Annotated in this window: 10 protein-coding genes, 1 tRNA gene and 1 pseudogene; 7 read left to right on the plus strand and 5 right to left on the minus strand. The window is 71.2% G+C overall.

What is annotated here, in order from left to right:
• Positions 1 to 21 precede the first annotated feature (21 nt).
• Complete coding sequence (locus ACWDSL_RS03265) at positions 22 to 1,449, minus strand: acyl-CoA synthetase (protein WP_450481176.1); 1,428 nt, start codon at positions 1,447 to 1,449, stop codon at positions 22 to 24.
• Between the two features lie 109 nt (positions 1,450 to 1,558).
• Here ACWDSL_RS03265 and ACWDSL_RS03270 point away from each other — a divergent pair, with 109 nt between their 5' ends.
• Positions 1,559 to 2,011: a hypothetical protein gene (locus ACWDSL_RS03270; protein WP_450481178.1), complete on the plus strand. Its 453-nt coding sequence runs from the start codon at positions 1,559 to 1,561 to the stop codon at positions 2,009 to 2,011.
• A 312-nt stretch (positions 2,012 to 2,323) separates the two neighbouring features.
• Here the strand turns inward: ACWDSL_RS03270 and ACWDSL_RS03275 are convergent, their stop codons facing one another.
• The gene (locus ACWDSL_RS03275; RefSeq protein WP_450481180.1) at positions 2,324 to 3,709 is read right to left on the minus strand and encodes a cystathionine beta-synthase; all 1,386 of its coding nucleotides are present in this window, start codon (positions 3,707 to 3,709) and stop codon (positions 2,324 to 2,326) included.
• Between the two features lie 223 nt (positions 3,710 to 3,932).
• On the opposite strand from ACWDSL_RS03275, the gene ACWDSL_RS03280 reads away from it, so the two are divergent.
• The 3 genes from ACWDSL_RS03280 to ACWDSL_RS03290 all read left to right on the plus strand — a co-directional run bounded on the left by ACWDSL_RS03280 (position 3,933) and on the right by ACWDSL_RS03290 (position 7,726).
• Positions 3,933 to 4,967, plus strand: coding sequence for an SGNH/GDSL hydrolase family protein (locus ACWDSL_RS03280; RefSeq protein ID WP_450481182.1), 1,035 nt, complete (start codon positions 3,933 to 3,935; stop codon positions 4,965 to 4,967).
• A 157-nt stretch (positions 4,968 to 5,124) separates the two neighbouring features.
• A complete protein-coding gene (locus tag ACWDSL_RS03285) occupies positions 5,125 to 6,345 on the plus strand; it encodes an acetyl-CoA C-acetyltransferase (RefSeq protein WP_450481184.1) in 1,221 nt (406 codons plus the stop codon).
• A gap of 382 nt (positions 6,346 to 6,727) precedes the next feature.
• Positions 6,728 to 7,726, plus strand: a complete 999-nt coding sequence (locus ACWDSL_RS03290) for a hypothetical protein (protein ID WP_450481186.1) — start codon at positions 6,728 to 6,730, stop codon at positions 7,724 to 7,726.
• A 120-nt stretch (positions 7,727 to 7,846) separates the two neighbouring features.
• Here the strand turns inward: ACWDSL_RS03290 and ACWDSL_RS03295 are convergent, their stop codons facing one another.
• The gene (locus tag ACWDSL_RS03295) at positions 7,847 to 8,197 is read right to left on the minus strand and encodes a hypothetical protein (RefSeq protein WP_450481188.1); all 351 of its coding nucleotides are present in this window, start codon (positions 8,195 to 8,197) and stop codon (positions 7,847 to 7,849) included.
• 123 nt (positions 8,198 to 8,320) lie between these two features.
• On the opposite strand from ACWDSL_RS03295, the gene ACWDSL_RS03300 reads away from it, so the two are divergent.
• A complete protein-coding gene (locus ACWDSL_RS03300) occupies positions 8,321 to 8,551 on the plus strand; it encodes a DUF4287 domain-containing protein (protein WP_450481189.1) in 231 nt (76 codons plus the stop codon).
• Between the two features lie 146 nt (positions 8,552 to 8,697).
• Here the strand turns inward: ACWDSL_RS03300 and ACWDSL_RS03305 are convergent, their stop codons facing one another.
• The gene (locus tag ACWDSL_RS03305; protein WP_450481191.1) at positions 8,698 to 9,576 is read right to left on the minus strand and encodes a Bax inhibitor-1/YccA family protein; all 879 of its coding nucleotides are present in this window, start codon (positions 9,574 to 9,576) and stop codon (positions 8,698 to 8,700) included.
• Between the two features lie 186 nt (positions 9,577 to 9,762).
• Positions 9,763 to 9,845 (minus strand) — tRNA-Leu (locus ACWDSL_RS03310).
• A 434-nt stretch (positions 9,846 to 10,279) separates the two neighbouring features.
• On the opposite strand from ACWDSL_RS03310, the pseudogene ACWDSL_RS03315 reads away from it, so the two are divergent.
• Both ACWDSL_RS03315 and ACWDSL_RS03320 read left to right on the plus strand, forming a co-directional pair.
• A pseudogene (locus tag ACWDSL_RS03315) lies at positions 10,280 to 11,922 on the plus strand (IS200/IS605 family accessory protein TnpB-related protein).
• 166 nt (positions 11,923 to 12,088) lie between these two features.
• A complete protein-coding gene (locus tag ACWDSL_RS03320; RefSeq protein ID WP_450481193.1) occupies positions 12,089 to 12,871 on the plus strand; it encodes an ABC transporter ATP-binding protein in 783 nt (260 codons plus the stop codon).
• Positions 12,872 to 12,999: the final 128 nt, after the last annotated feature.

The raw sequence follows: 12,999 nt of genomic DNA on the forward strand, positions 1-12,999 counted from the left end.
AAGCGCTGCCCTCAATGCCTTTCAGGCCGGGGGCAGCAGCTTCTTCTGGGGCTTGCCCATGGCGTTGCGCGGCAGCGCCTCCAGGAAGCGGACCTTGCGGGGACGCTTGTGGACGGAGAGCTGTCCGGCCACGAAGTCGATGAGCTCCGTCTCGCTCACCCCGTCGGCGACCACGTACGCCACGATCTGCTGGCCCAACTCCTCATGCGGGGCGCCCACAACCGCCGCCTCGCGCACCGCCGGGTGGTCGAGCAGCGCGTTCTCGACCTCGCCCGCGCCGATGCGGTAGCCACCGGACTTGATCAGATCGGTGGAGGCCCGGCCGACGATGCGGTGGAAACCGTCCGGCTCGATGGCGGCGATATCGCCGGTGCGGAACCAGCCGTCCTCGGTGTACGAACCCGCGGTCGCCTCGGGGCGGTTGAGGTATCCGTCGAACAGGGTCGGACCGGTGAGCTGCAACTCGCCGATCTCCGCGCCCTCCTCGGCGGCGATCCGGGTACGGATGCCTGACAGCGGGGTGCCGACATAGCCGGGGCGGCGCTCGCCGTCCGCGCGGGTGCTGATGGTGATCAGCGTCTCGGTCATGCCGTAGCGCTCGACGGGCCGGTGCCCGGTCAGCTGCTCCAGATCGCGGAAGACGGGCGCGGGCAGCGGGGCGCTGCCGGACACCAGCAGGCGGGCGCCGGACAGGGCGCGGGCCGCGTCGGGGTCCTGGACGACCCGGTGCCAGACCGTCGGCACACCGAAGTACAGGCTGCCGCCCGCCGCCGCGTACGCCGCGGGGGTCGGCCGGCCGGTGTGCACCAGGCGGCTGCCCACCCGCAGCGCGCCCAGCACACCGAGCACCAGCCCGTGCACATGGAACAGCGGCAGGCCGTGGACCAGCGTGTCCTCCGCCGTCCAGGCCCAGGCCCCGGCCAGCGCGTCCAGGTCGGCGGCGACCGCGCCCCGAGAGATCAGGGCGCCCTTGGGCGCGCCGGTGGTGCCGGAGGTGTAGAGGACGAACGCCGTCGACTCCGGGTCCGGCTCCGGCCCGCTCCACGCCGCGCGCTCGGCCAGGTCCACCGGGACGGTCTCGACGGGGGCGGCGGGACCGGCGTCCTCCCCCGCACCTGTCCCCGCACCCGTCAGCAGCAGCGCGGCCTTGGAGTCCCGGAGGATGTGGTCCCGTTCCGCGGGTCCCGAGTCCGGCGGTACTGGCACCACGGGCACCCCGGCGAGCAGCGCGCCCACCACGGCCGTCACCGTCTCCGCCGTCGGGCTCGCCCGTACGGCGACGACCGGCGCCCCGGCGATCCGGGCCGCGACCGCGCCCGCGGCGCCGAGCAGTTCCTCGCGGGAGCAGGCACGGCCGCCCACGGTGAGCGCGTCGGGGCGGTCGCCTCCCGATGCGGCTCCCGATGCGCCTCCCGGCTCGGCGAGGGACGTAAGCAGAGGTGCGGACACGGACTGGCTCCTTCCACAGCGGGCCGGGAGGTACGGGCACCTGTCCCCCCACGCGTTTCGGGGGGCTAGCCCCACCGACAACACGTCCCTGAGACCGTACCGTCGGAACATGGACAGCCGGGACGCCGATCTCAAGCGGGACCTCGACGCGACCCTCCAGACCCGCAAGGAGCTGGGGGCCGAGTACGAGACGGAGCTGGTCGACTCCTTCATGGAGAAGGTCGAGCAGCGGTTCAACGACACCGCGGACCGCCAGGTGCGGCGGCAGCTGGCCGAGCAGCAGATGGCCGCCGCCCGCGGCACCCGCCCCCACGGGCCGGGCCGGCCAGGCCAGGGGACCGGTGTCGGGATCGGGTTCGGCGAGCGCTTCGCCTTCGTCGCGACCTCGCTCGTGCTGGCCATCCCGCTCTCCGCGATCGCCGCGGTCAACGCGGGAGGGCTGCCGGGGCTGGTGGTGACCTGGGTCGGCATCGTCGCGGTCAACGCGGTGCACGCGTCCGGAGGGTTCGCCTGGCTGCGCCGCCTGCGCCGCGAGAAGTCGCACAGCGAGTGGGACGGGTAAATGACGGCATAAATATGTCGCGGGAACCGCCGCACCCCGGTGTGAGCACCGAGGGCGGGACGACGGCGGTCCCCGCGAGGGACGCGGGCCGGGTCAAGGCCTGGCTGCCACGTCCGGGGCGACCATGGAGGTCCGGGAGCCGCTCCGGAGGTCCTTGTCGCCGCTTTCGGGTGTCGGTGTCGTCCTTTCCGACACCCACTAATCTGCCGGAGCTGTGTTAAGCCCGTGCTGCGAGCGCGTGACACCCACGTACCACTTACCGGAAGGGCGTACGACCTTTTCCGCAGCGGGAGTTGCGCCCCGAGGCGGCGGCTAGCGCTGACCCTTCGCCAGGTACGCCAGCAGGTCCTGCCGGCTCACCACTCCGGTCGGCTTCCCCTCCACCAGCACGATGGCCGCGTCCGCCCCGCCCAGCACCGCCATCAGGTCCTCGACCGGCTCGCCCGAGCCGACGTGCGGCAGCGGCGCGCTCATGTGCTTCTCCAGCGGGTCGGTCAGCGCGGCGCGCTGCGCGAACAGCGCGTCCAGCAGCTCGCGTTCCACCACGGAGCCGATGACCTCGGCGGCCATCACATCCGGGTGCCCGGCGCCCGGCTTGACGATGGGCATCTGCGAGACGCCGTACTCCCGCAGCACCTCGATCGCCTGACCGACCGTCTCGTCCGGGTGCATATGGACCAGCGAGGGCAGCCCGCCCTCCTTGCCCTGGAGGACATCGCCGACGCGCACCGCCGGGCCCTCCTCCTCCAGGAAGCCGTAGTCCGCCATCCATTCATCGTTGAAAATCTTGGAAAGGTAGCCGCGGCCGCTGTCCGGGAGCAGCACGACCACCACATCGTCGGGGCCGAGCTCCTCGGCCACCCGCAGCGCCGCGACCACGGCCATCCCGCACGAGCCGCCGACCAGCAGCCCCTCCTCGCGGGCGAGCCGCCGGGTCATCTGGAAGGCGTCCTTGTCGGAGACCGCGACGATCCGGTTGGCGACGGTCCGGTCGTAGGCCGTCGGCCAGAAGTCCTCGCCGACGCCCTCGATCAGATACGGGCGGCCGCTGCCGCCGGAGTACACCGAGCCCTCGGGGTCGGCGCCGACGACCTGGACCCGGTCCTCGCTGACCTCCTTGAGGTAGCGGCCGGTGCCGCTGATCGTGCCGCCGGTGCCGACGCCCGCGACGAAGTGGGTGATCTTCCCCTCCGTCTGCTCCCACAGCTCGGGGCCGGTCGTCTCGTAGTGCGAGCGCGGGTTGTCGGGGTTGCTGTACTGGTCGGGCTTCCAGGCGCCCGGGGTCTCGCGCACCAGGCGGTCCGAGACGTTGTAGTACGAGTCGGGGTGCTCGGGGTCCACGGCCGTCGGGCAGACCACGACCTCGGCGCCGTACGCCCGCAACACATTGATCTTGTCGGTGGACACCTTGTCGGGGCAGACGAAGATGCACTTGTAGCCCTTGCGCTGGGCGACCATGGCCAGGCCGACGCCGGTGTTGCCGGAGGTCGGCTCGACGATCGTGCCGCCCGGCTGCAGCGCGCCGGAGCGCTCGGCGGCCTCGATCATCCGTACGGCGATGCGGTCCTTCACCGAGCCGCCCGGGTTGAAGTACTCGACCTTGGCCAGAACGGTCGCCCGGATGCCCTCGGTGACGCTGTTGAGCTTCACCAGCGGGGTGTTGCCGACCAGCTCAATCATCGAATCGTAGTACTGCACACCTGCTCCAGGTCCGATATCAGCGGGATCTCCGCGGTCAGGGCGGCCGCTGTCGCGGGCCCGTGCTGCCCAGCTTATTGCGCACCGTGACCGCTTGACCGGCTTGGCCGGCGCATCGCGCCCGGGCGCGAACGCGGCAACAAGCCGGGCGGCAAGTGGTTAGCAAGTCGTACAAAAAAGGGTACAAAGGAGCAAGACGCGTGGACGGAGGTGGGCCGGAGCCATGTCTATGTCGAGAGCCAGGGTCGCGCGGCGGATCGCCGCCGCGGCGGCATACGGAGGCGGCGGCATCGGGCTGCTGGGCGGCGTGGCCGCCGTTCTGCTGCTCACCGAGGTCTCCCATGCGAAGCGGGTGGTCGGCGGATCCGAGGACCCGCCCCCGCGTGCCGACGGCCGATACGGTTTCGACTTCGTCCTGCACACCGGCCGGCCGCCGCTGCGGCTGGCCTTCCTCGGCGACTCCACCGCCGCCGGGCAGGGCGTGCACCGGCCCAGCCAGACCCCGGGCGCGCTGCTCGCCTCCGGGCTCGCGGCGGTCTCCGAGCGCCCCGTCGATCTGCACAACGTGGCCCAGCCCGGCGCCCAGTCCAATGACCTGGAGCGCCAGGTCACGCTGGTGTTCCAGGATCCGGCGGCCCGCCCCGACATCTGCGTGATCATGATCGGCGCCAATGACGTCACCCACCGCATGCCGCCCGCCCAGTCCGTACGGCTGCTGTCGGAGGCGGTGCGCAGACTGCGCGACGGCGGCTGTGAGGTGGTGGTGGGCACCTGCCCTGATCTCGGCACCATCGAGCCCGTCTACCAGCCGCTGCGCTGGGTCGCCCGCCGCCTCAGCCGCCAGCTGGCCGCCGCGCAGACCATCGGGGTGGTCGAGCAGGGCGGCCGTACGGTCTCGCTGGGCGATCTGCTCGGGCCCGAGTTCGCGGCCAACCCGCGGGAGCTGTTCGGCCCCGACAACTACCACCCCTCGGCCGAGGGGTACGCCACCGCCGCGATGGCCGTGCTGCCGACGCTGTGCGGGGCGCTCGGCCTGTGGCCCGAGGAGCCCGAGGAGACCCGCGACGTGGGCATCCTGCCGGTGGCCAAGGCCGCGGCCGCGGCGGCGGCCGAGGGCGGCACCGAGGTCACCGCGGCCCGCGGCCCCTGGGCCCGGCTGCTGCGCCGCGACGGCCGCACCCCGGGGGAGCGTGCGTCCGCGGCCCCGAGCGCGACCGAGGCCCCGTCCTCCACGGGCCCGCCCCCGGCGACCCGATAAGCCACTAAAGCCGCTCAATGACTCCAGGGCACGCGCGGCGCTGAGCATACGCTTGGAAAAAGAGGCCCGCATCACAGCCCCGATGCCGTGACCCTCGCCATACGTGCGGGTAACTTCCCTCAGAGTCCCGCCAGCCCTCGCGCCCCCTGGAGCCGTGATGCCCGAAGCCGTGATCGTCTCTGCAGCCCGCTCCCCCATCGGCCGCGCCTTCAAGGGCTCCCTCAAGGACCTGCGGCCGGACGACCTGACCGCCGAGATCGTCCGGGCGGCGCTCGCCAAGGTCCCCGAGCTCGACCCGCGCGACATCGACGACCTCATGCTCGGCTGCGGTCTGCCGGGCGGCGAGCAGGGGCACAACCTGGGCCGGATCGTGGCCGTGCAGATGGGCATGGACCACCTCCCCGGCTGCACCATCACCCGCTACTGCTCCTCGTCCCTCCAGACCTCCCGGATGGCACTGCACGCGATCAAGGCGGGCGAGGGCGACGTCTTCATCTCGGCGGGCGTCGAGATGGTCTCCCGCTCGGTGAAGGGCACCTCGGACGGGCTGCCGGACACCCACAACCCGCTCTTCGCGGACGCCGAGGCCCGCACCGCCGCGCGCGCCGAGCAGGAGGGCACGGACTGGCACGACCCGCGCGAAGACGGTCTGACCCCCGACGCGTACATCGCGATGGGCCAGACCGCCGAGAACCTGGCCCGGCTCAAGGGGATCACCCGCGAGGAGATGGACGAGTTCGGCGTACGGTCGCAGAACCTCGCCGAGGAGGCCATCAAGAACGGCTTCTGGGAGCGCGAGATCACCCCTGTGACCACCCCGGACGGCACCGTCGTCAGCAAGGACGACGGACCGCGCGCGGGCACCACACTGGAGGGCGTACGCGGCCTCAAGCCGGTCTTCCGCCCCGACGGTCTGGTCACCGCGGGCAACTGCTGCCCGCTCAACGACGGCGCCGCCGCGCTGGTGATCATGTCGGACACCAAGGCGCGCGAGCTGGGCGTGACTCCGCTGGCGCGGATCGTGTCCACCGGTGTCTCGGGGCTCTCGCCGGAGATCATGGGTTACGGGCCGGTGGAGGCGTCCAAGCAGGCGCTCGCCCGCGCCGGGATGTCGATCGGCGACATCGACCTGGTCGAGATCAACGAGGCGTTCGCCGCGCAGGTCATCCCGTCCTACCGGGACCTGGGCATCGACCTGGACCGGCTCAATGTGAACGGCGGCGCAATCGCCGTGGGCCACCCCTTCGGGATGACCGGCGCCCGGATCACCGGCACGCTGATCAATTCGCTTCAGTTCCACGACAAGCAGTTCGGTCTCGAGACCATGTGCGTGGGCGGCGGCCAGGGCATGGCCATGGTGCTGGAGCGGCTGAGCTGAGCTGAGCGGAGGGTAGGGGGCGCCCGAGGGCCCCTATCGATATGCGGCTCCGCCGCGCGAGGGCGGCACCTGCCCGCAGCGGAAGCGAAGCGAAGCGCGACCACGAGCACGAGCGCCTGAATTGAGCTGAATCTGAGCTGAGCGGAGCGGCTGAGTCCAGCAGATGAGTCGTGACCGAATCTCCCCCAGGATGTGACCAACGTCCTGGGGGAGTGTTGTAAGCCCAGCTCAGCGGCGGTATCCCGGGCATCCTCCGCATCTGCCGAGCCCGATTCCCGTCCACTTGGTGATGTTATGCACTGACACGGGTCGGCACCGCAGGCCAAGCTGAGGTAGGAATTCGGGGGATCTACCGGAACCGGGAGTGAAGTCAGTGAGCCCCATGACTCTTGCCGCCCTCCTGGCCGCGGCCACCGCCACGGCCGTGGGCACCTCCGCCCTGCTCACCGCCCGCGGCGTACGGCGACAGATCGCCGAGCTGCGCGCCGAGCTCGCGGCGAACACTCCCACCGCCGGCCCGGACGGCGGGGCGGACCGGGCGGGCGAGCCGGACGCCGTCGCGGTCCCCGCGCCCCGCGCCGCCTCCCCCGCCGCCGAGATACGCGCCGCCGTCGCCGACGCGCTCGCCGAGGAGCGGGAGCGCGAGCTGGCCGAGGCGCGGGCGTTCTGGGCCGCACAGGAGGCCCGGGACACCGCGTCGGCCACCGACGCGCATCCGCTGCTCGGCAGGCTGGCAGGGCTCGGCGAGGAGCCCCAGACGGACCTCGTCCCATACGTACCCCGGCAGGCCGACCCGGGCGGCGTGGAGCCGCTGCTCGACCTGGACGCGCTCGGCCCCGACACCCTGGACCCCGCCGGAGAGCCGGACCGGCAGCCCGAGGCCGCAACGGAGGTCGGCACGGAGATCGGCACGGAGATCGAGGTGGACCTCGACCTGGACACCGAGCGCCTGGGCACGGAGCGCCTGGACGCCGAGCGGCTGGGGACGGAGCCCGCGGCCGAGGCCGTCGAGTCGGCCGAGCTGGCGGCCGCGCGCCGGCGCCACCCCTCGCACCCCGACTTCTCGCCGCACCCCGGCGTCGCCGACCACGACCGGACCGTCGCCCGGCTCACCGCGCTGGCCGACGCCCATATCCCGCTCGCCGACGTACGCCCCGGCCCGCTTGGCACCCTCGATGTGTACGTCTTCGCCGACGGCACCACGGTCTGCATGACCCCCGGCCACCGCGAGACGGCGGAGCGGCTGGCCGACGCGCTGCTCGAAGGCCCCACCCCGGTGCTGCTGGGCAGCTCCGGCGTGCTCGGCGCCTACGCGCTGACCTTCGGCTGCGGGGACGAGCAGGTGTACGTCCTCGCCGACCGCGTCATCGCCTCGCTGTAGCCCCCCACCGGCCCACAAACCCCTCACAAAGCCCTCACAGGCGGCTTCAGGCCCGTTCTCGGCCCCCCAGAGAGCCACCGAGAGACGCCAAAACCGCCGAGAGACCGCGGCAGCCACCGCTCAGAGGCCGCACCGCCCGGCCGTGGCCTCCACCAGCGCCACCGCGGAGTCCAGCGCCTCCCCGGCGCCCCCGGCGCCGCCTCGCCCGCCGCCCTCCGGCGCGCGTTCCAGCGCATGCGCCAAATCATGACCGGCCACCGCCACCTGGTCCGCGACCGCGAACATCCCCGCGTCCGGCATGATCCTCGAGCCGCTCCCGGGCTCCTCGAGCCGCTGGGCCCGCACCGACAATTCCCTTGCCAGCGCCAGACCTTCGGCCGCCACGCCCCGGTCCAGACAAGACTGCGGAAGGGCGCGCAGGCGGTCCGCGAGCCGGTCGACGGCGGTCAGCAGAGGGGTCACATCATTCACATCGCGAGCCTATGCGCCACCCACGGACTGTTGCCAACGGCCGAACAGTCAGGCACGGTGAGCTGAAGGACCGCACCCGGGCCATGAAGAACGGCCTGGAAAACGGACGCGTCGGAGGCGCCGATGTCCCAATCCTTCTCCGAAGAGACCCACCGGAACCTGCTCTCCCGAATCCCCCAATGCACCGGCCGTGAAGTCGCCGAATGGTTGCGCACCGTAGACGAAGGACCTGCCCTCTTCCGCTTCGAGGAAAAGGTCAGCTGGCTGCGCGGTGAACACCAGCTCGCGTACGGCCACGCCAAGGCGATCATTCATGAGCACGATCTGAGGCGGGCCGCGCGCAAGCTGCTCTGACCTCCCCCATCCCCCTCCCCCGACACAACGGAACATGGCGAAGGGCCCGCGGGGCGACCTGCCCCGCGGGCCCTTCGTGATCACTCAGAGGACCTGGAAGACCAGGCCCCGAGGGCAAGATCCCGGAAGATCCAGCCCCCGAAGATCTAGTCCCGGAAGATGGAGATCAGCCGCAGCAGCTCCAGGTAGATCCACACCAGCGACAGGGTCAGACCGAACGCGGCCAGCCAGGACTCCTCGCGCGGAGCGCCGTAGCGGACGCCGTCCTCGACCTGCTTGAAGTCCAGCGCCAGGAACGCGGCGCCGAGCACCACGCCGATGATGCCGAACAGGATGCCCATGCCGCCGCTGCGGAAGCCGAGGCCGTCACCGCCGCCGAAGGCCGCGAACAGCAGGTTGACCGACATCAGGATGAGGAAGCCGATGGCCGCGCCCAGTACAAAGCGCTGGAATCGCGCGTTCACCCGGATGAGCCGGGTCTTGTACGCGGCGAGCACGCCGACGAAGACAGCCATCGTGCCGAGCACGGCCTGCATCGGGATGCCGGACCAGCGGTCGTTGTACACCTGGCTGATGACGCCGAGGAAAACGCCCTCGAAGAGGGCGTAGCTCATGATCAGCGCGGGCGATGCCTTGCGCTTGAACGACTGGACGAGGCCGAGCACCATCGCCACGAGCGCGGCACCGAAGCCGACGCCGACGGGCAGATCCATGATCCAGGCAGCCGCGGCGGCGAGGATGACGGTGCCCAGCGTCATACCGGTGCGCATGACGACGTCGTCCATCGTCATCCGGCCGGTCTGCAGCGGGCCCGCCGGCGGCGCGCCGTACATCTGCTGCAGCTGCTCGGGCGTCAGATTCTGCTGGTCGCCGGTCGCGTAAGGGTTGGTCGGTGCTTGCGTCTGCGCGTACGGGTTGCCCTGGACTGCGGCGGGGCCCCCGGCCTGCGGTGCCGCGCCGAAGCCCGCGTAGCCGCCGTCGCGGCTGAACCCCCGTCGCGAGAAGACCGGGTTGCTGCTCCTCATCTCACTCCTCCATGGCCGCCCTGCGCGACCTTGACTACAGAGTAATAGGTAAGCAAAGAAAGCACCCTAGTGCCCAGGGAGGATATTTCCACGCGCGCGCGAACGGCGCGAGGCCCATGCGGGCCCCGCGCGGTAGACGTTGGGCGACCGGATGCGCACGCAGCGTGCGGCAACAAGGTCTGGGTGTGCCCGGAACCGGACTTGAACCGGTACGCCCGCGAAGGGCAGCGAGGTTTAAGCTCGCCGTGTCTGCATTCCACCATCCGGGCCAGCGGCTCCCTGGGCCGTACGAGCGCGTACGTCCCTCCCCATAGGAAAGCAATCACGAGCCTATCCGGGGGCACGCCCCCGAACAGCGGATCGACGAACCGAGGTTGTCTTATTTTATTGGCAACTGAGGGTGCATCAGCATCGGGTCGGGGCAACCGCACACACCCGCGTCCATCGGACCTGCCCATATGCCGCACCACCCACATGGCAGGGATTGACGCAATCTCGACGCCCCCGGACGGGGGGTTGTGAGCAGTTGGCATTGGATGGCGGTTGAGTGTGTTCTGGTGCGTTTGAGTGAGCCTTGGGGAAGGGGCGGGATCGCGTGCCGGGGCGGGGAACGGGAGTTCTCGCATCGAATGCGTGACCTTCACCGGTGGTGGTCGTTGGGTGTGGTGACGGATTTCTGCGGCACCGGGGTGGGGGTGACGGGGTGGGCGGGTTGCGGGAGATTGCGGCGCCGTTCGTGGTGCCCGGCCCCTCCGGGGTCGCCATCCGCACCCGCCTCAAGCACCTGACCACTGCGGACGAGACGGCGCTACGCCTGGTCGGTGACCTGCTCAGTTCGTTGGCCTCGCGTGATCTGAAGGCCCGGTGTGCGGTCGGGCTGGAGCACGACAGTGAGCGGTGGGCCGAGCGCAAGCGTGTCCTGACGCGGGAGTCGTCCTCCCGCTGGGCCGGGTCGATCACGAAGGCCACCCACGATCAGTGGGCACTGGCCCGGCGCGGCCAGCTCGCCCACATCCAGAACCTTCAAGCCGGGATCGACACCATCAACCACCGCCTGTCCCAGCCCGTGGGCGCCAAGGGCACCAGGCAGGCGCCGGGCGGCTACCGCAGTTCGCGGGAGTGGCATGCCAAGAAGCGCCACCTGGGCGTGCTCGAAGACCGGCTCCAGCAGGTGCGGGCCGACCGTGACGCCGGCCTCGTGCACGTGACGCGCGGCGGGAAACAACTGCTGAACACCCGCCACCACCTCCAGCAAGCACAGCTCACCCAGGAGCGGTGGCGCGCACGGTGGCAGGCCGGGCGCCGGTTCCTCGCCGCGGACGGCGAGTCCGGCAAACCGTTCGGCAACGAGACCATCCGCATCACCCCCGACGGCGAGATCTCGATCAAGCTGCCCACCCCTTTGGCGCATCTGGCGAACGCCCCGCACGGACGGTACGTCCTCACCGGCCGCGTGGCGTTCGCGCACCGGGGTGAGCAGACCGGGGTGAGCAGTGGGCCGACCGCGTGGCAGCCAACCGGGCCGTCGCCTACCGCATCCACGAAGACGTGGACCGGGGCCGCTGGTATGTGACCGCCTCCTGGACCAACCCCCCGGTGAAGACCGTCCCCCTGGAAGCGGCCCGAGCGGGCGGTCTGATCGGGGTGGACACCAACGCCGACCACCTCGCCGCCTGGCGGCTGGACACACACGGCAACCCCGTGGGTGAACCACTCCGGCTCGACTACGACCTGTCTGGCACCGCCGCCCACCGCGACGCCCAGGTCCGCCACGCCCTGATCCGCCTGCTCCACTTCGCCAAGCGCCACCACCTCGCCATCGCGGTCGAGGACCTCGACTTCCAGACGGAGACCACCCGCGAGAAGCACGGCCGCAAGAAGCGGTTCCGCAACCTCATCTCCGGCATGCCCGTCAGCAAGCTACGGGCCCGGCTGCTGTCCATGGCGGCCGAACTCGGCATCCCTGTCATCGCCGTCGACCCCGCCTACACCAGCCGCTGGGGCGCCCAGCACTGGCAGAAACCCCTCACCACCACAACCAGGAAGACCACCCGCCACGACGCTGCCGCCGTGGCGATCGCACGACGCGCCCTGGGGCACCCGATCCGACGTCGGACGGCACCGCCCCCGCACGACCAGAGTGATCGTGCGGGGCATCGGACCGTCCAGGCCGGACCGGTGGCACCAGGGCGTGAGGGACACCGCCCCCGCATCCCCGGACCACGGACACGATCCGTCGGCGCTGGACGCGGCGTGAAAGCGGCCGACCAGAACGCCCAACACCGTTCGGGACGTTCGGCTGAGCACGAGCCCTGGAAGCAGGACTCACTCCCGCTCAGTCTTTAAGAACGGTTTTCTCCTCCCCAAGGAGGACGCGGGGGCCGGGGCATACGTCCCGAGTCCCGTACGGAAACCGGAGCGCGGACTGATACCGGCCCCCTCTATGTCGAGGACCATGGGAGGAACGCCTTAAAGCCTTGAAGTCCCCGACCGCACGACAGGAGCCCCCACCGTGACCACGACCCCCTCCGGCGTCCAGGCCGCCGCCGCCCGCGCCACCGCCGCGGCGCGGGCCACGGACCTCACCAAGGTCTACGGGCAGGGCGAGACCCAGGTCGTCGCCCTCGACGGTGTCTCCGTCGAGTTCCAGCAGGCCGAGTACACCGCCATCATGGGCCCGTCGGGTTCGGGCAAGTCGACCCTCATGCACTGCATGGCGGGCCTGGACACGGTCTCCGGCGGCTCGGCCCGGATCGGCGATGTCGAGCTGACCTCGCTCAAGGACAAGAAGCTCACCCAACTGCGGCGCGACAAGATCGGGTTCATCTTCCAGGCGTTCAACCTGCTGCCCACGCTCAACGCGCTGGAGAACATCACGCTGCCGATGGACATCGCCGGCCGCAAGCCCGACAAGGCGTGGCTGGACCAGGTGGTGCAGACCGTGGGCCTGTCCGATCGGCTCAAGCACCGTCCCGCCCAGCTCTCCGGCGGTCAGCAGCAGCGTGTCGCGGTGGCCCGTGCGCTGGCCGGCAGGCCCGAAATCATCTTCGCCGACGAGCCGACCGGAAACCTGGACTCGCGGGCCGGCGCCGAGGTCCTCGGCTTCCTGCGCAACTCGGTGCGCGAACTGGGCCAGACGGTGGTCATGGTCACCCATGACCCGGTCGCCGCCGCCTACGCCGATCGGGTGGTCTTCCTCGCCGACGGCCGGATCGTCGACGAGCTGCGCGACCCGACCGCCGACGCGGTCCTGGACCGGATGAAGCGCTTCGACGCCAAGGGCCGTACCAGCTGAGCCGGACGCGCCGGTCGGCCCGACCACACCTGTCGGCCTGACCCGCGCCCGTCGACCCGACTCGCACGCGTCGGCCCGACCGCGCCCGTACGCCGCCCGACCGCGCCCGTACACGCCCCCTGACCGCG

The sequence above is a fragment of the Streptomyces sp. NPDC000941 genome, assembly GCF_053599555.1.